Here is a 19,471-nt window from a genome sequence, read left to right on the forward strand (position 1 = left end):
GACGGCACGGCGCCGGCCTGTGGTGTGCGGGTCAGTCGTCCTTGCCGGCGCGCTTCTTGCCGCCGGCGGACTCCTTGTCCCTCTTGCTGGTGGGCTCGCTGGTGGGCTCGGTGGACGGCTCGGTCTCCGCGTCGTCGCCGGCGCCGGCGCTCTCCTCGGGAGCCGGGGTCGCCTCGCCCGCGTCGGCGGCGCCGCCCTCCGGGTCGAGGACGCCACCCCTGATGTCCTTGATGAACCAGCCCTGTTCGGTGTTGACGACCGTCATCCGGTACGCGCGCCGGACGGTGCCGCCGTCGGCGTCCGTCCAGTCGACCGTCACCCGCGCCTGTACGGCCTGGTCCGTCCTGTACGAGATCGTGTCGCCGTCGTCGGAGCCCTCGGGCGCCAGCGCCTGGACCTCGTTGACCTGCGGCTCGGCGAGCGCGCTCTGCAGGCCGGAGGTGGCGGCGGAGGTGGCGTCCGGGGTCGTGAAGCGGGTCATCGCCGTGGCGTCGGAGCGGCCCCACGCCTCGAAGTAGCCCGGCAGCACCTTCTTCTGGAGCTGCGCGGACAGGACGTCGTCGACGACCTGGTCGTCCTCGTCGACCGGCGGGACCGGGCCGCGGGCCGGCAGCGGCATCTCGCCGACGTTGCCGGCAATCCGCAGGCCCTCGCCGTGCGCGAGGTCCTTCACGTACACCGGTACGGAGAGGGTGGTGAGCCGGCCGTCGCTCAGCCGGACCTGGATGCCCAGGTAGCGGCCGTGCTCCCCGTACTCGGGCAGCTTCTCGACGGTGCCGTCCCAGTTGGCGACGACGGCCCGCTGGCTGCCGTCCCCGCTCCAGCCGCAGTCCGCGTCCACACCCGCCGAGGCGAACCGCGCCAGCGCCTTGCGCCGGTTCTCCGACGTCTGCGGCGAGTAGGTCAGGCACAGCAGGGCGTAGTGCTCGGCGAACGTGGCGGCGGCCTGCGTCGGGAACCGCGTCAGCCGGTACTTCTCGGCCTCCGCGGCGTCCAGGGCGGCCGCCTGCGGCGCGCCGGACTTGCCGATCACCAGGCCCATGACGCCGCAGGAGCCGAGCGCGAGCGCACAGGTGGCGATCATCAGCGTGGCACGCAGCGCGACGTGGGTACGCCGGCCCGACGGGATGCGGCCGCCGGCCTTGGGGACGTCGAACGACTTCCCGGTGCCGGTGGCGCCGTCCGGGGTGCCCGCCGCCGCGGTGGCGGCGCCCGGCTTGCCGCCCGTCCTGCGCTGTTCCCGGGCCGCCTTCTTGCGCTCGTACTCCGCCTTGCGCTCGGCCCTGGCCCGCTCCCGCTTCTCCTTCTTGGCGTCCTTGCCGGAGCCGGCGGAGCTGCGCGGCGGGAGTGTGGGGACCGCCGCCTGGCTCGGCGGCACGGCGGCCTGCGGCGCCCTGCGCACCCAGGCCGCGGCGACCTGCGCCCGCGCGGCGTCCGAGGGCAGGCTGTACTGCTGCGGCTGTTGTTGCTGGGGCGGCTGTTGGGCACCGCGCTGTTCCGCAGGATGACCGAAGGGAGCGGGGTGCCCGGAAGGCTGGCCACCGCCGACCGCGCCAGCAGGGCTGTTGTGGTCTGTCATCGAGTCGGTTTCTCCAACGCGTTCCGTCACCGGCCGCCGCATTGTTCGTGGCGGGCCCCCGTTCAGCCAGGTGCCTGTGCAGTGTGGCAAATACTTGTCGCAGCAATGCCGTTGTTTTCCTCGTCCGGCGGACGAGAGGAAAACGCGAGGAATGGGGTTGAGGAAAACCGAAGACGTGTCCGCCGCCGCTGACACAGCCTTTCGCGACAATGCGGCGGGGCCCGTCCATCCGGTGCCCCCGATCCGACAGCCCTGGCGAAGGACGAGAGTTGAGCGAGCAGTACGCGCACCCGCAGCCGGACGATCCGCGTGCCCAGGGTTACGCGCAGCCGCCCGCCGCCGCGCCGCAGACGCTGGCGGCGCAGCACGCCTGGGTCGCCGGCTATCAGCCCGGCAACCCCTGGCAGGCCCAGCTCTGCATGCAGACGCCGTACGGCACGGTGGCGTACCCCCTCACTCCGCACACCATGCCCGAACTCCTGGAGTCCCTGGTGCTGGTGGCGCAGGAGCAGCAGGGCGTGCCCGCCGGTCTCGACGCCTCCCCCGGCGCCGCCGAGCACACGGAGGGGCCGGACGAGGACTCCGAGGACGCCACGATGCACAACGGCCGGGCCGCCCGCCTCACCGGCTGGGCGCTGGTCCACGACCTCTGGGAACGGGACGACCCCACGGCCCGCATCGTCATGGGCGCGGTGGTCGTGGCACTCCTCGTACTCGGCGTCTTCCTCGCCTGACTCGCCTGACCTCCGGAGACCTCATGTCCGCAGCAGCAGAAGCCTCCCAGGGCGAGGCGGAGTTCCTCTTTCCCGATGTCTACGCGTTCGTGTCCGACTACCTGGCCCAGGTGCTGCGACGGCGGCTCAACGGCTCCGTCGCGACCTGGTGTCCGCGCTGGTGGGAGCACCCGGAGGCGGGTGCCCGGCTGTCGGCGGTCTGGCTGGCCTTCGAGCATCTGCGGCACGACACCGCGCTGGGCATGTCGACCTGGTGGCTCCATCACGCCGATCCCCATCTGCGCGTACTGATGGATCCGGACGTGGGGCCGTTCGCCGCCTGCTCCCCCAAGGACGGGCACACGGCCTACCCGTTCGATCCGCTGCCGGTGGATCCGCGGCCGTCCTGATTTCCACCCCCGGCTTTCCTCGCCGAGGAAATTCGAGGAAAGGAATTCCCCGAAGAGGAAAGTGCCGCGGTGCTCCGGAAAGCGCGGCAGCCGCATTGCTACAGCCCCGACCTATCGTGTTCCGGTCAACATCGCCCACCGCCGGACCGGCAGCAGAACACAAGGGGGACGCGGGGCCGTGGAGTCGGACGCGGAAAACAAGCGCAAGGGGCTGCTCGCCCTCGGACTGCTCGGCTTTCTTCTGGTCGTGGTGCTGGCGGTATTCACCCTCTTCGACGACGAGGACGACTCCGAGGCGGGTGGTCCGGCCACCCCGTCGCCCACGGCCTCCGGAGACGCCGCGGCGGAAGGTACCGGCGGCGCGAGTGCGGGCGGCGACGGCCCGGCCCCGATCATGTCCCGTGCCGACCTCGCCGAGGCGCACGACGTCATGGCCCGGTACATGGCCGGCATCTCGACCTACAGCCACACCTCGGCAGCCGGTACCTGGGTACCGCCCCTCCTCGAACTGACCAACCGCGACAGCGCGATGAAGCAGGAGACGAGGCTGCCGAGCGGCAAGGAGTGGGCCACCTGCAAGGCGTCGAAGTGCGTATCCAAGGGCACCGCCGTGGTCAAGCGCGACGCCATGATCGCCGACGATCTGACGCGCGGCAGCGGCCAGTCGGTCTCCAGCGTCGTGGAGGTGACCGCGCGGCGCACCCTCGACGGCGAGGCGAGCGAGGAGACCAACACCTGGCTGGTGACCGTGCAGAAGAGCGACGGCCAGTGGCGCGTCTCGGGATTCGACATCTTCGGCCTCGGCAACGTGGGCGCCTCCGACCAGACGGGAGAGTGAGCCGCTGATGGTGGCGCCAGCGGTTCTGGCCGCCGCCGCCAAGGCCGCGAAGGCAGCCAAGACAGCCAAGAAGATGGCTCAGCTTGCTGCCGGTGACGGGGGCGGGGGCAACGAGAAGAAGAGCAGCAGCACCAAATGGCTGCTGATCATCGGGGGCGGCGGCAGCGCGCTGTCCATGGCGGGCATCGGCTTCCTGATCCTGGTGCTCATCAGTTCGCTGGTGGGCGGCATGGGCGGCGGCACGGCGGGCGCGGCCTGCGCCGACTACAACGACAACGCCAACTCCGGCAGTACGGGCCCCGCGGCGGCGACCAACCCGATCATGCCGGCGGGCAAGATGTACATGCCGAGCGAAACGGCGCGCAACGAGATACCGCCCAGGATGATCCTCGCCTCGATGCGGGCCGCCGCCCGCTACAAGGGGCTCGACTGGACGCTCATCGCCGGGCAGATGTACCAGGAGACCAAGTTCGGCCAGGACAAGTCCGCGGCGCCCGGCGGCAAGAACAGCCTCGGGTACATGGGCATCCTCCAGTTCGGCAAGCCGGCCTGGCACGACTACGGCGCCGACGGCAACGGCGACGGCAAGCAGGACCTTTACAACATCGACGACGCCGCCTACGCCGCGGCCAACTACCTGCACGCGAAGCACGCCGAGACCAACGCGGCCGAGGCGCTCCGCATCTACTCCGGCTCGTCGACGAGCAACACGATCTACATGCGGGTGGTCCTCACCCAGGCGGCGCGCTACCGCGGCACGCTGACCGGCGACAAGGACCTGATCAAGCGCTGGTACGCGCACCTGAAGGAGACCATCGAGAAGAACCCGGACTTCCCCACCCTGGGACAGCAGTCCGACATTCCCGAGCCGGTCAACAACAACGCGAACCCCGGCCGGGCGCTGAGCATCAGCGCGACGGCCGCCCGGTCCTGGTCCACCCCGCCGCTGGACGGTGACGAAGGCTCCACCGAGCAGGCGGCGTACGAGGTCTCCCGCTCGGCCGCCACCGCCATGGTTCCGGCCGCCCACGCACAGCCGCTCGCCAAGCCGCGGCCGGCGGCCGGCGGCAAGGACTGGCAGTGGCCCATGAAGAAGGGCACCTACCAGATCGGCACCAAGTACCACCAGCGCGGCAACATGTGGAGCCTCGGCTACCACACGGGGCTCGACCTCGTCGCGGACAGCGGTACGCCGATCTACGCACCGGCCGACGGGAAGGTCACCAAGGCCGGCAGCGGCGGCTCGTACGGCAACGAGACGAACCTCGAGCACGCGGGCGGGGTGATCACCCTCTACGCGCACCAGACCCGGATCATGGTCAAGGTCGGCCAGCAGGTGAAGCGCGGGCAGCAGATCGGCACCGTCGGCGCGACCGGCAATGTCACCGGCCCCCACCTGCACTGGGAGGTCCTGCAGCCGGGCGTGGACAGCCCCTGGGTCGGCGGCCGGGACAACGGCCCCGGCATGGTCGACCCGGAGCAGTGGATGGCCGGCAAGGTCACCGCCAACCCGGACTACGGCCCGGTGCCCGGCTCGGAGGACGGCCAGGAGGGCCGGGACGCACAGTTCGCCAACTGCGCGAAGGACCACGACGGTCCGGCGGTCGCCCCCGACGGCGCGGGCGCGTCCGGTGTGCTGCCCGACTCGGACGACCCGGTGATCCGGGCGGTGCTCGGCTGGGCGCAGCGGGGCGTCGGCGTCCCGTACGTGCTGGGCGCGCCGCGTCTGCAGGGCCGCAACCCCACCAGCTTCGACTGCTCCAGCTTCGTGCAGTGGGCGTACTACCAGGCGAGCGGCGGCAAGATCGATATCACCGGCACGACGTTCTCCCAGGAGCCGTACCTCAAGAAGTACGAGATCTCGCTGAGCGAGGCGCAGCCCGGTGACCTGATCTTCTTCAACCCGAGCTCGCGCGGCTCCGAGCACGTCGGCATGGTCTGGGACCCCAAGGGCCACAAGATCATTCACGCGCCGCGGCCGGGCAAGTCCGTGGAGTTCAGCACCTGGGACGTCCAGGACAAGATCACGCACGTGTACCGCGTACCGATCCCCCAGGGCACCAACGCCGTCGAGGGCGACGGCCACGGGGACGCCTGAGCCGGGCACGGGAAAGCAGAGTGAAGACGGTGAAGTGGACCGTGAAGTGGCAGACACGCAGTACGGCGGTCATCGGGGCCGCCGTGGTCCTGGGACTGGTGGCCGGGTGCGGTGGCGCGGACGCGCCGGTGAGCGGTGACCGGTCCGGGAAGGACGGCTCGCCCTCGGCGCGCAAGGGCCCCGCATGGACCGGGAAGGCCGTCCCCGGGCTGGCCGGGAAGCCGTCCTGGAGCCTGTCGTCCGAAGAGGCCGGTACCTGCCCGGGCTATGCGGGGACGGTGAGCAACGGCCGGGCGGAGGACGAGCGGTGCGTCGTGGGTGACGTCTCGGCGCTGGTCGTGGAGGAGCCTCGGAAGGAGGGCGCCGCCGAGACCCGGTTCACCGTCCGGCTCCGCGAGCTGAAGACCGGCACCGTCCGCAAGAAGCTGACGGTGCGGGTCGCGGCGGACCCCGGCGACACCGTGGACACCACCGACGCGACCGCCGCGGAACACGTCCAGGTCAGCGAGTGGAAGGACGGCTCCCCCGCGCTGCTGGTGCGCAGCCGTGTGCACACCCCCGCCGACGGACTGGCGAAGGAGCGGCTGCGGAGCGTCTTCACTATGTACGACCCGTCGGGCAGGAAGCTCGGCAGCTCCGCCTTCGACGACGACGCCTACGACGGGCTGCCGGTCCGCAGGGGGTACGTGGTGGCGGACGGGGACGGGGACGGCCAGAAGTACCTACCGATCGGCGGCGGGAAGACGGTCGAGACCGAGCTCAAGGGCGAGACCGAGCTCGGGACGCGGATCGACGCGGGCTTCGGTGTCAGCATCTCCTCCGACGTCTCCTACCAGCCGTTCGCCGAGTGGCTGGTGGCCACCGACGCCCGCACCGGCAAGAAGCTGTGGAGCACCGAGGACCTGGAGCCGCCGGCCGCCCTCCGTGAGCGGCTGGACGAGGAGACCGGGACGAGCTCCTGGATCGCTCCGCTCCAGGAGGGCAGTGCCGTACTCGGCTGGTCCGTCTACGCCGAGGAGAGCAAGGGCGGCGTCCTCACGATCATCGACGCGAAGACCGGCCGGCGGCTCACCGAAGGGCCGGCGAGCGACTACAGCACCGGCGCCGACGACGACGCCTCCGTCCTCTCGCCCGACGGCGGAACCGTCGTGACCCAGTACGGCGAAGGCGCCGTGGCCTGGGACACCAAGTCGGGCAAGGAGCTGTGGCGGCAGGCCGAGGGCGAGCAGAACATCCGCCCGGTGGCGCTGCCCGGCAACGGAGTGCTCTACGCGGAGCTGGACGACAGCGGCCCCGCCGCGCTCGGCATGCGCGACAAGAAGGTCCTGCGCACCGGGCTGGAGAAGCTCCCCGAGTTCTCGAACAACGGCTACGCCGTCATCAATGCCGACAACGGCTTCTTCGTCTTCGCGACCCAGCACGCAGAAAGGACCCCGCGCACGTGACCGTGGAACAGCAGAAGAAGCCTCGGGCCGAGGACGACTGGACGGTGGAGATCTTCATTCTCGTCGCGGTCGTGCTGCTGGCCGTGTGTGCCGCGTGGCTGGCGGCGATGGGTGGTGCGGCGGCCTCGGGCGGGCCCGCGCCGGCGGGGAATCCGCTGACGTTCGTCGTCGCCCTGATCAAGGGTGACTACACCTGGCCGGGCGGTGCCGCCAGCGCCATCGCCGCCGGTGAGGCGGTCGTACTGGCCCTCGCCGGGCTCGCGGTGCACCGCGTGGTGCAGAAGCGGCGCAACAAGCCCAAGGTCGACGGCGCGGCCCGGCACCTGGCCCAGCGGGAGGAGCTGGGGAAGCTCACCATGCAGGGCGCGGCGGCCACGGCCGAGCGGCTGGGGGCCCAGGTCGGCGTGCCGGGTGTGTTCATCGGCCGGTCGGTGCGCGGCAAGCAGCCGCTGTTCGGCTCGTTCGAGGACATGCATGTCGACATCTGGGGGCCGCGTACGGGCAAGACCACGCGGCGGGCCATTCCGGCGATCCTGGACGCGCCCGGCGCGGTGCTGGTGACCTCCAACAAGCGGGACATCGTGGACGCGACGCGCGGGCCGCGGGCGGCGCGCGGCCCTGTGTGGGTGTTCGACCCGCAGCAGGTCGCGCAGGAGGCGCCCAGCTGGTGGTGGAACCCCCTCAGCTACGTCACGGACATCGCCAAGGCCCGCAAGATGGCGGACCACTTCGCGTCCGGCTCGCGGGACGCCGAGGCGTCGACCGACGCCTTCTTCGACCCGGCCGGCCAGGACCTGCTGGCGAACCTGCTGCTGGCGGCGGCCACCGCCGGAATGCCGATCACACAGATCTACACCTGGCTGTCCAACCCCAAGGACGACACCCCGGAGCGCATTCTGCGCGGCGCGGGCCACGTCATGCCCGCCGACGGGGTGTACGGCGTGGTCAACGCGCCCGACAAGCAGCGCAGCGGCATCTACGGCGTCGCGCAGCAGATGGCGTCCTGCCTGATCAACCCGGAGGTCAACCGCTGGGTGACGCCGTCGCCCGGGGCGCCGCTGCCGGTGTTCGACCCGCACGAGTTCGTCCGGACCGGTGGGGCGCTGTACTCGCTCTCCCGCGAGGGCCGGGACTCCGCGGGTCCGCTGGTGACGGCGCTGACCGTGGCGGTCGTGGAGGCCGCCGAGGAGTACGCGACCACGCAGCGTGGCGGCCGGCTGCCGGTGCCGATGGTCGGCGTGCTCGACGAGGCGGCGAACGTCTGCCGCTGGCGGAACCTCCCCGATCTGTACTCGCACTACGGCTCGCGCGGCATCATCCTGATGACGATCCTGCAGTCCTGGGCCCAGGGCATCGAGGTCTGGGGCGAGCGCGGCATGGAGAAGCTGTGGTCGGCGGCGAACGTCCGGGTGTACGGCGGCGGCGTCTCCGACACCAAGTTCCTCGGTGATCTCTCGGAGCTGGCGGGCGAGTTCGACCTCACCGGCTACCAGACGACGCGTGAGTCGGAGTTCGGCGGCTGGTCGGGCCACCGTACGGTCAATGAGTCCACCCGCCGGGAGCGCGTCCTGCACGTCTCCGACCTGGGCTCCATGCCGCCGGGCCGGGCCCTGGTCCTGGCCTCCGGCACCAAACCCGTACTCGTCGAGACGATCCCCTGGTGGGAGGGCCCGCACGCCAAGGAGGTCAAGAGCTCGCTGGCGAAGTACGACCCGGGGGCCGCGCGCTGAGTGCGCCCGCCACAATGGCCCCATGAGTGACGTGACACTGCTGACACTGCCCGAGGTCGAGGCGCTCGCGCGCCGGGCGCACGAGGGGCAGACCGACAAGGCGGGGCGCCCGTACGCCGAGCATCTGGCCGCCGTGGCGGCCGGGGTGCGGGCGCGCGGCGGCAGCGACGAGCAGATCGCGGCGGCCTGGCTGCACGACTCGGTCGAGGACGCCGCCCTGTCGGGTGAGTGGCTGGCGGGGGCCGCGCTCTCGCCGGCCACGAAGGACATGGTCCTGGCCGTGACCAAGCGGGCCGGGGAGCCGCCGGAGGAGTACGCCGCGCGCATTCTGGCCACGCCCGGCGCGCTGCTGGTCAAGGAGGCCGACCTCGGGCACAACGCGGATCCGGACCGGCTGGCGGTCCTGGACGCGGCGACCCGGGAGCGGCTGACGGCGAAGTACGCACGGATGCGGGCACTGCTGGGTCTGGCCGGCTGAACGGGCCCGGTCCGGGGCCGGCCCGCCGGCCCGACCGGCCGGAACTCGTCCACCCGCCGGACACCCCCGCACAAACATGGCCCATGCAGCTAACCTGCCGCGCATGAGCCCATCGGACGACACGGACGACACCCAGGCGCGTGTGATCGCTGCCCTCTCGGGGGCGAGCGTCCGCCGCGTCACCACCGGCCAGACCATCCTCGACGGCATCGACTGGTCCGTACGCAGCGGGGAGCACTGGGCGCTGCTCGGCGCGAACGGCGCGGGCAAGACCACGATCCTCCGCCTCGTCGGCGCGCTGATGTTCCCCACCACCGGCACCGTCGAGGTGCTCGGGCACCGGCTCGGCACGGTCGACGTACGGGAGCTGCGCGCCGCGATCGGCCTGGTCTCCAGCGCACAGAAGGTACCGGTGGACCTGCCCGGGCACACCGTCGTCCTCACCGGCGCGACCGGCACGGTGCAGCCGCTGTGGAAGAAGTACGACGAGGCCACGCGGGAGCGCGCGCACGCGCTGCTGACCGAGCTGGACTGCAAGGAGCTGGCGGACCGGCCGTACGGGGTGTGCTCAGGCGGCCAGCGGGCCCGGCTCCTGATCGCCCGCGCACTGATGGCCGACCCCTCGCTGCTGCTGCTCGACGAGCCGTTCAACGCGCTCGACCTGCCGTCCCGCGAGGACCTGATCGACACCATGCACCAACTGGCCCTGAACCGCCCGGAACTGGCGACGGTCACCGTCACCCACCACCTGGAGGAGCTCTCCCCCGCCATCGGCCACGCGGTCCTCCTCCGCGACGGCCGCCTCCAGGCGAAGGGCCCGGTGGCGGACGTACTGACCGACGCAGGGATGACGACCTGCTTCGGCCGCCCGATCGAGGTCACCCGCCACGAGGGCCGCTGGCTGGCCCGCTCGGGCCGCCGCGGGTGATCGCCTCCGCCACCTCGGCCGTGCGGGCCGTCTCCTCGGCCGCGAAGCGTTCCGCGTCCAGCTTCTCGGCCAGCTCCTCGTCCTGGGCCATCAGCAGGTCCAGGTTGGAGTCGCCGAGGTCGAAGACGCCCATGTCGAGGTATGCCTGCTGGAGGCGTTTGCCCCAGAGGCCGATGTCCTTCACGCACGGGACGATGCGGCTGAAGAGCAGCTTGCGGAAGAGGTGCAGGAATTCGGACTGCTCGGTGAACTGGGCCGCCTCGGCCTTGGGTATGCCCCAGTTCTCCAGTACTTCGAGGCCGCGCAGCCGGTCGCGCATCAGGTAGCAGCCCTCGATGACGAACTCCTCGCGCTCGCGGAGCTCGGCCTCGGTGAGCTGCTTGTAGTAGTCGCGGAGGGCCATGCGGCCGAAGGCGACGTGGCGGGCCTCGTCCTGCATGACGTAGGCGAGTATCTGCTTGGGGAGCGGCTTGTTCGTGGTGTCGCGGATCATGCCGAAGGCGGCCAGGGCCAGGCCCTCGATGAGGACCTGCATGCCGAGGTAGGGCATGTCCCAGCGGGAGTCCTTGAGGGTGTCGTTCAGCAGCGACTGCAGGTTGTCGTTGATCGGGTAGAGCATCCCGATCTTCTCCTGGAGGAAGCGGCTGTAGATCTCGGCGTGCCGCGCCTCGTCCATGGTCTGGGTCGCGGAGTAGAACTTCGCGTCCAGGTCGGGGACGGATTCGACGATCCGCGCCGCGCAGACCATCGCGCCCTGCTCGCCGTGCAGGAACTGGCTGAACTGCCAGGAGGCGTAGTGCTGCCGCAGCTCCCCGCGCTCCTTCGCCGTCATCCGGTCCCAATATTTCGTGCCGTACAGGGACATGGCCTCATCGGGAGTGCCGAGCGGGTCGTGCGGGTCGACCTCCAGGTCCCAGTCGATGCGCAGATCGGCGTCCCACTGCTTGTCCTTGCCCTTCTTGTACAGGGCGAGGAGGCGGTCGCGGCCGTCGTCGTACTCCCAGGTGAAGCGGGCGGCACCGGTGGCCGGCACCTGCCACAGCGGGTCGCCGGGGTCGGTCGTGTAGAGCTCGCGGGTGGACATGGGGAGCCTCCTCGGATCACCGAATGCCGCAGCGCGTGCGGTAGTTGGCAGGCTCACACGCTCCTTACCGGAGGGTCAAGAAGTCGTGTGCGGGGGATTGACGCCCTTACTGACGCGCAGTCTCATAAGACGTGACCGCCGGTAACCCCACGAGCGAGGTAGCCACAGCCATGACGACAGCTCCTGACATCAGCACGGCGGACACCGAGGCACTGCGGGACGCACTCGGGCTGCTCAAGGACCGTGAGCAGGTTGCCGAGCGCCTGCTGGACTCCTCCGCCAAGCACTCCTTCGACCCGGACACCGAGCTGGACTGGGACGCGCCGATCGAGGACGGCAAGTGGTTCTGGCCGCCGGAGCTCGTCTCGCTCTACGACACGCCCCTGTGGAAGAAGATGTCGGAGGAGCAGCGGATGGACCTCGCCCGGCACGAGGCGGCGTCGCTCGCCTCGCTGGGCATCTGGTTCGAGATCATCCTCATGCAGCTCCTCGTCCGGCACATCTACGACAAGTCCGTCACCAGCGCCCATGTTCGGTACGCACTGACCGAGATAGCGGACGAGTGCCGGCACTCCAAGATGTTCGCGCGGCTCATCCAGACGGGCGGCGCGCCCACGTACCCCGTCTCCCGCTTCAACCACAACCTCGCGCGCATCCTCAAGACCGTCTCCACCACGCCCGGTTCCTTCGCCTGCACGCTGCTGGGCGAGGAGATCCTGGACTGGATGCAGCGGCTCACCTTCCCGGACGAGCGGGTACAGACCCTCGTACGCGGCGTCACCCGCATCCACGTAGTGGAGGAGGCCCGGCACGTCCGGTACGCCCGCGAGGAGCTGCGCCGCCAGATGGTCCGCGCGCCCCGCTGGGAGCAGGAGCTGACCCGGATCTCCTCCGGCGAGGCCGCCCGCGTCTTCTCCGTGGCCTTCGTCAACCCGCAGGTGTACACGAACGTCGGCCTGGACCGCCGGGAGGCCGTCGCGCAGGTGAAGGCCAGCGGCCACCGCCGCGAGGTCATGCAGACCGGCGCCAAGCGGCTCACCGACTTCCTGGACGAGATCGGTGTGATGCGCGGCGTGGGCCGCAAGCTCTGGAAGAGCTCCGGCCTGCTGGCGTGAGCCGGACGGCGGAACAGTGGTACCGGGCGGCGGCGGTGACGGTCGTGGGACCGGCCGCCGCCCGGCCCCGGCCCAGTCGCCACCCGGCCCCGGTTCAGCCGCGCAGATGCCCCAGTACGGAGCGCGCCGCGTGCTCCACGGCCCCGCGCGCCTCGTCGGTGTGGTCCCTGGTCTCGAACCCGTGGTGGCCCAGCGGGATGTCGACCACCTCGACCTCGGCGCCGCAGTCCGCTGCGGCCGTCAGGAACTCCTCGACCGTCGCCGCGATCTCCGGGCGCTCCAGCCCCACCCGGGTCAGCACGACCGGCAGCCGTCCCGCGCCGCGCACCGCCGCCACGGGACGGAACCGGGACTCGACCGGACCCCAGATCGGCAGCGGCGCGAGAATCGGATAGCTGGCCGCCACGCAGCGCAGCCACGGCGGCGGCGCCGCGAGCCAGTCCGCCAGCAGCAGCCCGCCCGCGGAGAAGTGCCACAGCGCGATGCGGTCGCCATCGACCCTCGGATCGGCCCGTACGAGCTCGATCGCCTCGGCCAGGTCCTCGGCGGCAAGCGGGTAGTCGGTGAGGGCGTGCAGCCGGTGGTCGAGCGTGACGCCGATCGCGCCCAGGCCCGCCACGTACTGTCCGTAGCCCACGAAGGCCGGCCAGTCGCGCGGCGTCGGGTCGACGCCGGGCGGCACCGGGCCGCCGTGCACGAACACCACAGCGGGGCGCGGGCGGTCCACCTCGGCCGGGTCGGCGGGCAGGTCGTCCGGCAGGTGGAGATCGACCCGCCCGATGCGCTCACGGCGCCGCTCCGGTACGTCCAGGAGGAACGGCCGCAGATGGCCGGGCTGTTCGCGCACGGTCGCGGCCAGCCGGTACCCCTCACCCGCCGCGGCCTTCAGCAGTACCCCGGCCAGCTCGCCGGGCGCGGAGAGCATCGGCCAGTGCCCGGTGTCCAGTTCGAAGAAGGTCACCCGGGGGTCGACGAGCGCCTGGAGGCGGGGGTCCCCCAGCCCGACCATCGCCTCGGCCATCGCGATGCTCGCCCCGTTGGCGGTGCAGAAGACACCGGTCGCCGGCAGCGCGGAGGCCGCTTCCGGGAGCCGGAGCGGCTGGGTGAGCGTGCCGCGCGGCTGCGGTGCGGCGAGGCGGGTCAGCCGCGCCAGATCGGCTTCGGAGAGACCGGCGGTGCTGCCCCAGCGCTGCCACTCGTCGGCCGCCGGCGGGTCGAGCCGCCAGTCGTCGGCCGCCCCGTCACCCCCGCCCCCGCCCAGCAGCCGGTCGCGGACCACCGGATCGGGCACCAACTGGAGCGCCGGATCGCCGTCCTGGGGCATCCCCGCGTCCAGGTACACGACCCGGGCGATCCGCTCCGGGCGCCGGCCCGCCGCGCCGAGCACCGGGTGGATGCCGTAGCAGTGCCCGACGAGCACCACCTCCGGCTCCGCCACCTGGTCCAGCAGCCGCACCAGATCCTCGACATGGGTCTCCAGGTCCGTGCCGGGACCGGCCAGATGGCGACGGTCCCCCATGCCGGTGAGCGCCGCCAGGTACACCTCGGCACCCGACTCCCGCAGCCGGTCGGCCACCTCCCGCCACACCCAGTCGCCGGTATAGCTGCCCGACACCAGGACGAATGCCGTCATGAATCTCTCCTCGCGCGCGTCGGTCCCCCGCGCCCGGCCCCATCGGCCGGCCGCGCTCGCCGGTACCGTAGGAGCTCCCCCTGAGGGAGGTTCAAGCAGTGCTGTCCGACGGCATGTGGAGCATCGGCGAGCTGGCCGAACAGGCAGGCGTCACCGTCAAGACCGTCCGCTTCTACTCGGACCGCGGCCTGCTGCCCGAGACGGCGCGCAGCGCCGGGGGCCACCGCCGGTACGGTCCCGAGGCGCTCGACCGGCTCCGCCTGATCCGCTCGCTGCGCACCCTGGACCTGCCGGTCCCGGACGTGGGGCGGGTGCTGGAACGGGAGGACGCGCTGGGCGACGTACTGGAGGACGTCGTCGCCGGGCAGTTGCGGGAGCTCGGCCCGCGGCTGGCCGCCCTGCGCTGGCGGGAGGCCGCCCTCCACCTCCTCCGGGACTGCGCCCCCGAAGAACGCCCCGAGCGGCTGCGCCTCCTCGGCTCCGTGACCGCCCCGCCGAGCACGGCGGCTCCGGCCCGCTTCTGGCGGTCCTGGCTGCCCGCACGGGTCCCGGCCCGGCTGGCCTCCGCGATCGTCGACACGTCGATTCCGCAGCCGCCCGCGGACCCGACGCCCGCCCAGGTACTGGCCTTCGCCCGGCTGCACGCTCTCCTCGCGGGCATCCCCCATCCCGGCGCCGACTACTGCCAGCCCGCGCATCACCGGCCGGAGCTGGGCTACGACCTGGGCATTCTCTACGACGGCCTCACCGAGGCCGCCGCACTCGCCGCACCGGCGCTGCGGGCACGGCGGTCACCGCACGAAGGCGAGGCGCTCGACTGCTTCGTCGCCGCCCACGCCCGCGCCAGAGGTCTGCGCGACACCCCGGACTTCCGCCACCGGCTCAGCCACCAGCTCGCCGGCGACCCGTACATCGGGCGCTACTGGGAGCTGCACGCCGAGCTGTCCGGCCACGAACCGACCCTCGGCGCCGTCCACGACTGGCTCCGCGCTGCCCTGGACTCCCAGGCGGCCCGGACCGAAGGGCAGTTACGCTGCTGTCCATGAACGGCAGCGGCACCGCACCAGCAGTACCCCGCCCCGCGTACCGGCGGCTGAGCGTGGCGGAGCGGCGCGCCCAGCTGCTGGCGGCGGCCCTCGGCCTCTTCGCCCAACGGGCGCCGGAGGACGTGTCGTTGGACGATGTGGCGCACGCGGCCCAGGTCTCCCGGCCGCTGGTCTACCGGTACTTCCCCGGCGGCAAGCAGCAGTTGTACGAGGCGGCCCTGCGCAGTGCCGCCGACAACCTCGAAGGCTGCTTCGCCGAGGCCGAGACCGGCCCGCTCACGCTGCGGCTGGCCCGCGCGCTGGACCGCTACCTCGCCTTCGTCGACCAGCACGACACCGGGTTCAGCGCGCTGCTGCAGGGCGGCAGCGTCGTGGAGACGGTCCGCACGAACGCCATCGTCGACGAGGTGCGGCGCACCGCCGCCGAGCAGATCCTGCACCACCTGGGCGCCCCGGAGCCGGGCCCGCGGCTGCGGATGATGGTCCGTACGTGGATCACCGCCGTCGAGGCGGCCTCGCTGATCTGGGTCGACGAGGAGAAGCAGGTACCGCTGGACGAGCTGCGCGACTGGCTCGTGGACCACTTCGTCGCGCTGTTCGTGGCGACCTCGGCGACGGACGAGGAGACCGCGCGGGCCGCGGCCGCCGCGCTGGCCACGGAGACCGCCGACGGGCCGGTCGGCCTCCTCGCGCGGCGGCTGGCCCCAGCCCTCTCGGACGCCGCCCACCTGCTCTGATCCCGCCCCGCCGGCCGTGATGTGACACTGGCCGCGTGAGAAGCGAGAACACGCCCTTCGTCGGCGGCCCGCTGGACGGGCGGGTGCTCCCCGTCCTGGTCGGCGCGACCGGCCGGCCGCCCGCCCGGTACGAGATCCCCGTCCCCGGGGAGGCCGGCGCGCCGGAGACGGTGCACGTCTACCGGCGCGAGCCCGGCCCGGCCGGCCGGCTGGGACTGCCGCGCGGCTGGGTGTACGCCTACGACGCGGATGCCGAACCCGGCGCGGGACGGCCCAAGTGGCCGTGGAAGCGCGCACATTGAGGGAACTCCTCTCCTCCGCCGGGCGTTCTTCCGGTACTCGACGGCCTGTGTGTCGGCCGCCGATCGGGTGATGCCCGTCCCCCGGTTCGCCCGCTCCCCCGGCGGGAAGGCGTGGCCCGTGAAACCATCCGAACCAGTCGGATGGTCGGACCAGAGCGGAGGTGGCGCGGTGCGGGGACGGTTCCGGCGATCGGTGGGGACGGTGGCGATGCTGGGCGCCGCCGCCGTGGCGCTGCCCGCGACGCCTGTGTACGCGATGGCCGGGCCCGCCGCGCCGCCCGACATCCCCGTGAGCGAGCTGCTGACGCGGCTGCAGAAGCTCTACCAGCAGACGGAGGCGGCCACCGAGGCGTACAACGCCACGGAGGAGGACCTCGAGGCGCAGGCCAGGCTGTCCAAGAAGCTGGACGGACGGCTGCGGGCCGCCCGCTCCGACCTGGCGCAGGGGCGCGCGGACGCCGGCCGGCTGGCCCGCGAGCAGTACACGGGCTCCGGGCCCGGCGGCCTCTCGCCGTACGTGCAGTTCCTGCTCTCCAAGGACCCCGAGCAGGCCCTGGACCGCGGCCATCTGCTCAAGGAGGCGGCCGGTCACCAGGCGGACACGGTCACCCGGCTCGCCGGCAGCGCCGAGAAGGCGGACAAGCTGGCGACCGAGGCGAAGAAGGCGCTGGACAAGAAGAAGTCCCTGGCCGACCGGCGGAAGAAGCAGAAGGCGAACGTCGAGGAGCGGCTGCGGGAGGTCGAGGCGATGCTCTCCTCGCTCTCGCCGGAGCAGCTGGCGGAGCTGAGCCGGCTGGAGCGGGCCGGCATGGAGAAGTCGCAGCAGGCGTTCCTCGGCTCCGGCCGGCTCGGCGGCCCGCAGGCCCCGTCCAAGGACGGCCGGCGGGCGATGGCGTACGCGCTGACGCAGGTCGGCAAGCCGTATGTGTGGGGCGCCGAGGGCCCGGACTCCTTCGACTGCTCGGGGCTCACCTCACAGGCGTGGGCCCACGCCGGAAAGCCGATCCCGCGGACGAGCCAGGAGCAGTGGAAGCAGCTGCCGCGCGTCAGCCTGCGCGAGCTCCGCCCGGGCGACCTGGTGATCTACTTCCCGGGCGCGACGCATGTGGCGATGTACCTCGGGGACGGCATGGTCGTACAGGCCCCGCGCCCCGGCGCCAAGGTCAAGATCTCCCCGATCGCCGCCAACCCGCTGCTGGGCGCCGTCCGCCCGGACGAGGGCGCCGCCGGCCTGAAGAACTACACCCCGCCGGAGCTGCCGGAGGGCGCCACGGACGGGGACGACACGGGATACGGCGACGCGTCGGCGCCCGGGAACTAAAGCCCGCGGAACAACAGACCCGCGCACGGCGGCGGGGCGGCTCCCCCCGAGGGAACCGCCCCGCCGTACCGTGCGGACGTACGCCGTGCGGACGCGCGCCGTCAGGCCGTCAGCGACGCCAGGTACGCGTTCGTCTTCTCCGGCTCGTAGAAGAAGTTCTCGAAGTCGGACGGATCGTTGAAGCCATTGGCGAAACGATCGGCCGCGGGCTGGAGCTGGCCGGCCGCGCCGATCAGGTTCAGCACGTGCTCCGGCGGCGGCGCCAGCATCGCGTTCGTCCACTTGGTGACGTGCTGGGCGGTGGCCCAGTAGCGGTCGAAGGTGTCCTGCATCCAGTCCGCGTCGAACGGCTTGTCACCGTGCTCGAGGATCGAGTCCAGGTACGCCTTGGCGCACTTGGAGGCGGAGTTCGAGCCCTGGCCGGTGATCGGGTCGTTGGCCACGACGACGTCGGCGACGCCGAGCACCAGGCCGCCCGAGGGCAGCTTGCCGATGGGGTTGCGCACGGTCGGCGCGTACCGGCCGGCCAGCGTGCCGTTGGCGTCGGTCAGCTCGACGTTGGTGCAGCGCGCGTACTCCCAGGGCAGGAACTTCTCCAGCAGCTCCAGCGTCAGCGCCAGGTGCTCGTTGGGGTCCTTGACGCCCTGGAAGGCGTCCAGCGGACCGCCGGGGATGCCCTCCCAGAAGAGGATGTCGGCGCGGCCCGAGTTGGTGTAGGTCGGCATGACAAAGAGCTCGCCGACGCCGGGGACCAGGTTGCAGCGGACGGCGTCGAACTCGGGGTGCTCGGGGCGGGGGCCCATGCCGTGCACGTACGCGACGGCCAGCGCGCGCTGCGGGGTGTCGTACGGGGAACGCGTGGCGTCCCGGCCGAACATGGACACCAGCTCGCCCTTGCCCGCCGAGACCAGCGTCAGGTCGTAGCGGGAGGCGAAGAAGTCGAGGTCGGAGACAGCGGCACCGTGGATCACGAGCTGGCCGCCGCGCTGCGCGAAGGTCTCCATCCAGCCGGCCATCTTCACGCGCTGGTCGACGGACTGGGCGTAGCCGTCCAGCTTGCCGACCCAGTCGATGGCGCGCTGGGAACCCTCGGGCGACTCGAAGCTGCCCGGGGCCGCCACGGAGACGCCCAGGCCCTCGATGCGCGGCGCCTGGCTCTCCCAGAAGTTGATCTGGAGGTCGCGCTCGTACTGGAGGGCGGTGTGGAACATGCACTGCGTCGACATGACCCGGCCGGAACGGATCTCGTCGGCGGTGCGGTTGGACATGAGGGTGACCTCATAGCCCTGGGACTGGAGACCCAGAGCCAACTGGAGACCGGACTGGCCGGCTCCGATGATGAGTATCTTCCGCATGGTGGTGCTCTTCTCTGCTGGGGTCCGCGAGCGGTGCGGACCTATTCGGGGGTCATCTCCAGGGCGTGCCCGACAAGGGTGAGCAAGGACTCCACGACCGTGATCCGCTTGCGCGCGTCCATGATCACCACGGGTACGCCATGCGGTACGGAAAGGGCCTCTCGCACATCCTCGGCCGCGTATTCGGCGGTCCCCTCGAAGTGGTTGACGGCGACGACGTACGGAAGACCGCAGCTCTCGAAGTAGTCGAGAGCGGGGAAGCAGTCCTCGAGACGCCGCGTGTCCGCCATCACTATCGCGCCGATGGCACCCCGGACCAGGTCGTCCCACATGAACCAGAACCGCTGCTGACCCGGCGTACCGAAGAGGTACAGGACCAGGTCCTGGTCGAGCGTGATGCGGCCGAAGTCCATCGCGACCGTGGTCGTGGTCTTCTCCGGGGTGGCCGTCAGGTCGTCGGTGTCCTCGCTGGCCTGCGTCATCACCGCTTCGGTCTGCAGCGGCGTGATCTCGGAGACCGACCCGACGAAGGTCGTCTTGCCGACGCCGAACCCGCCCGCCACCACGATCTTGGTGGCGATGGGGGCCTGCGTACGGTCCGTCTGCCAGCTCTGCAGCCCTTCGTCGGCGGCAGGCGTCCCGGCGCTCGCCGTCATCGT

18 protein-coding genes are annotated in these 19,471 nt (G+C 71.7%); 13 read left to right on the forward strand and 5 right to left on the reverse strand.

Annotated elements, in window-relative coordinates:
• Positions 1-31 precede the first annotated feature (31 nt).
• A complete protein-coding gene (locus IF04_RS35830) occupies positions 32-1,579 on the reverse strand; it encodes a conjugal transfer protein (protein ID WP_078600465.1) in 1,548 nt (515 codons plus the stop codon).
• A gap of 269 nt (positions 1,580-1,848) precedes the next feature.
• On the opposite strand from IF04_RS35830, the gene IF04_RS0118975 reads away from it, so the two are divergent.
• The 8 genes from IF04_RS0118975 to IF04_RS0119010 all read left to right on the forward strand — a co-directional run bounded on the left by IF04_RS0118975 (position 1,849) and on the right by IF04_RS0119010 (position 10,219).
• Positions 1,849-2,313 carry a hypothetical protein gene (locus IF04_RS0118975; protein ID WP_245654438.1) on the forward strand — a complete coding sequence of 155 codons (465 nt, stop codon included), beginning with the start codon at positions 1,849-1,851 and terminating at the stop codon, positions 2,311-2,313.
• Between the two features lie 23 nt (positions 2,314-2,336).
• Positions 2,337-2,702: a DUF4913 domain-containing protein gene (locus tag IF04_RS0118980; protein ID WP_030258729.1), complete on the forward strand. Its 366-nt coding sequence runs from the start codon at positions 2,337-2,339 to the stop codon at positions 2,700-2,702.
• Between the two features lie 178 nt (positions 2,703-2,880).
• Complete coding sequence (locus IF04_RS0118985) at positions 2,881-3,540, forward strand: hypothetical protein (protein ID WP_030258733.1); 660 nt, start codon at positions 2,881-2,883, stop codon at positions 3,538-3,540.
• Positions 3,541-3,547: 7 nt separating this feature from the next.
• Positions 3,548-5,638 (forward strand): peptidoglycan DD-metalloendopeptidase family protein, encoded by a 2,091-nt coding sequence (locus tag IF04_RS0118990; RefSeq protein WP_030258737.1) that lies wholly within the window; start codon positions 3,548-3,550, stop codon positions 5,636-5,638.
• A 29-nt stretch (positions 5,639-5,667) separates the two neighbouring features.
• A complete protein-coding gene (locus IF04_RS0118995; protein WP_157847680.1) occupies positions 5,668-7,083 on the forward strand; it encodes an outer membrane protein assembly factor BamB family protein in 1,416 nt (471 codons plus the stop codon).
• Positions 7,080-8,813 (forward strand): type IV secretory system conjugative DNA transfer family protein, encoded by a 1,734-nt coding sequence (locus tag IF04_RS0119000; protein ID WP_030258742.1) that lies wholly within the window; start codon positions 7,080-7,082, stop codon positions 8,811-8,813. The genes IF04_RS0118995 and IF04_RS0119000 overlap by 4 nt, the downstream gene beginning before the upstream one ends.
• A 22-nt stretch (positions 8,814-8,835) precedes the next feature.
• Positions 8,836-9,291, forward strand: a complete 456-nt coding sequence (locus IF04_RS0119005; protein WP_030258744.1) for an HD domain-containing protein — start codon at positions 8,836-8,838, stop codon at positions 9,289-9,291.
• 103 nt (positions 9,292-9,394) lie between these two features.
• On the forward strand, positions 9,395-10,219 hold the full coding sequence (locus IF04_RS0119010) for an ABC transporter ATP-binding protein (protein ID WP_051831364.1): 825 nt from the start codon (positions 9,395-9,397) through the stop codon (positions 10,217-10,219).
• On the opposite strand, the gene IF04_RS0119015 is transcribed toward IF04_RS0119010, so the two are convergent.
• Positions 10,170-11,303, reverse strand: a complete 1,134-nt coding sequence (locus IF04_RS0119015) for a ferritin-like domain-containing protein (protein ID WP_030258749.1) — start codon at positions 11,301-11,303, stop codon at positions 10,170-10,172. The genes IF04_RS0119010 and IF04_RS0119015 overlap by 50 nt on opposite strands.
• Positions 11,304-11,473: 170 nt before the next feature.
• On the opposite strand from IF04_RS0119015, the gene IF04_RS0119020 reads away from it, so the two are divergent.
• Positions 11,474-12,418: an AurF N-oxygenase family protein gene (locus IF04_RS0119020; RefSeq protein WP_030258752.1), complete on the forward strand. Its 945-nt coding sequence runs from the start codon at positions 11,474-11,476 to the stop codon at positions 12,416-12,418.
• 94 nt (positions 12,419-12,512) lie between these two features.
• Here IF04_RS0119020 and IF04_RS0119025 read toward each other — a convergent pair whose 3' ends face one another.
• A complete protein-coding gene (locus tag IF04_RS0119025) occupies positions 12,513-14,051 on the reverse strand; it encodes an alpha/beta fold hydrolase (RefSeq protein ID WP_030258756.1) in 1,539 nt (512 codons plus the stop codon).
• Between the two features lie 113 nt (positions 14,052-14,164).
• On the opposite strand from IF04_RS0119025, the gene IF04_RS0119030 reads away from it, so the two are divergent.
• From IF04_RS0119030 to IF04_RS0119045, 4 genes are all read left to right on the forward strand, one after another.
• Positions 14,165-15,097, forward strand: a complete 933-nt coding sequence (locus IF04_RS0119030) for a helix-turn-helix domain-containing protein (protein ID WP_078600487.1) — start codon at positions 14,165-14,167, stop codon at positions 15,095-15,097.
• Complete coding sequence (locus IF04_RS0119035) at positions 15,094-15,834, forward strand: TetR/AcrR family transcriptional regulator (RefSeq protein ID WP_051831365.1); 741 nt, start codon at positions 15,094-15,096, stop codon at positions 15,832-15,834. The genes IF04_RS0119030 and IF04_RS0119035 overlap by 4 nt, the downstream gene beginning before the upstream one ends.
• Positions 15,835-15,869: 35 nt before the next feature.
• Positions 15,870-16,136, forward strand: coding sequence for a hypothetical protein (locus tag IF04_RS0119040; protein WP_030258766.1), 267 nt, complete (start codon positions 15,870-15,872; stop codon positions 16,134-16,136).
• A 169-nt stretch (positions 16,137-16,305) separates the two neighbouring features.
• Positions 16,306-17,457 (forward strand): C40 family peptidase, encoded by a 1,152-nt coding sequence (locus IF04_RS0119045; RefSeq protein ID WP_030258769.1) that lies wholly within the window; start codon positions 16,306-16,308, stop codon positions 17,455-17,457.
• A 101-nt stretch (positions 17,458-17,558) separates the two neighbouring features.
• Here the strand turns inward: IF04_RS0119045 and IF04_RS0119050 are convergent, their stop codons facing one another.
• Both IF04_RS0119050 and IF04_RS0119055 read right to left on the reverse strand, forming a co-directional pair.
• Entirely contained in the window at positions 17,559-18,812 is a 1,254-nt protein-coding gene (locus tag IF04_RS0119050; protein WP_030258771.1) for a styrene monooxygenase/indole monooxygenase family protein, read from the reverse strand.
• Positions 18,813-18,853: 41 nt separating this feature from the next.
• Positions 18,854-19,468, reverse strand: a complete 615-nt coding sequence (locus IF04_RS0119055; RefSeq protein WP_030258774.1) for a GTP-binding protein — start codon at positions 19,466-19,468, stop codon at positions 18,854-18,856.
• Positions 19,469-19,471: the final 3 nt, after the last annotated feature.

Source organism: Streptomyces violens, from assembly GCF_000717745.1.
Taxonomy (GTDB): domain Bacteria; phylum Actinomycetota; class Actinomycetes; order Streptomycetales; family Streptomycetaceae; genus Streptomyces; species Streptomyces violens.

What these genes read in the sequence shown, in the direction of transcription:
- IF04_RS35830 (WP_078600465.1), bottom strand. Translation starts at nt 1,579, where the DNA reads ATGACAGACCACAACAGCCCTGCTGGCGCGGTCGGCGGTGGCCAGCCT.
- IF04_RS0118980 (WP_030258729.1), top strand. Translation starts at nt 2,337, where the DNA reads ATGTCCGCAGCAGCAGAAGCCTCCCAGGGCGAGGCGGAGTTCCTCTTT.
- IF04_RS0118990 (WP_030258737.1), top strand. Translation starts at nt 3,548, where the DNA reads ATGGTGGCGCCAGCGGTTCTGGCCGCCGCCGCCAAGGCCGCGAAGGCA.
- IF04_RS0119005 (WP_030258744.1), top strand. Translation starts at nt 8,836, where the DNA reads ATGAGTGACGTGACACTGCTGACACTGCCCGAGGTCGAGGCGCTCGCG.
- IF04_RS0119010 (WP_051831364.1), top strand. Translation starts at nt 9,395, where the DNA reads ATGAGCCCATCGGACGACACGGACGACACCCAGGCGCGTGTGATCGCT.
- IF04_RS0119015 (WP_030258749.1), bottom strand. Translation starts at nt 11,303, where the DNA reads ATGTCCACCCGCGAGCTCTACACGACCGACCCCGGCGACCCGCTGTGG.
- IF04_RS0119020 (WP_030258752.1), top strand. Translation starts at nt 11,474, where the DNA reads ATGACGACAGCTCCTGACATCAGCACGGCGGACACCGAGGCACTGCGG.
- IF04_RS0119025 (WP_030258756.1), bottom strand. Translation starts at nt 14,051, where the DNA reads ATGACGGCATTCGTCCTGGTGTCGGGCAGCTATACCGGCGACTGGGTG.
- IF04_RS0119030 (WP_078600487.1), top strand. Translation starts at nt 14,165, where the DNA reads ATGTGGAGCATCGGCGAGCTGGCCGAACAGGCAGGCGTCACCGTCAAG.
- IF04_RS0119035 (WP_051831365.1), top strand. Translation starts at nt 15,094, where the DNA reads ATGAACGGCAGCGGCACCGCACCAGCAGTACCCCGCCCCGCGTACCGG.
- IF04_RS0119050 (WP_030258771.1), bottom strand. Translation starts at nt 18,812, where the DNA reads ATGCGGAAGATACTCATCATCGGAGCCGGCCAGTCCGGTCTCCAGTTG.
- IF04_RS0119055 (WP_030258774.1), bottom strand. Translation starts at nt 19,468, where the DNA reads ATGACGGCGAGCGCCGGGACGCCTGCCGCCGACGAAGGGCTGCAGAGC.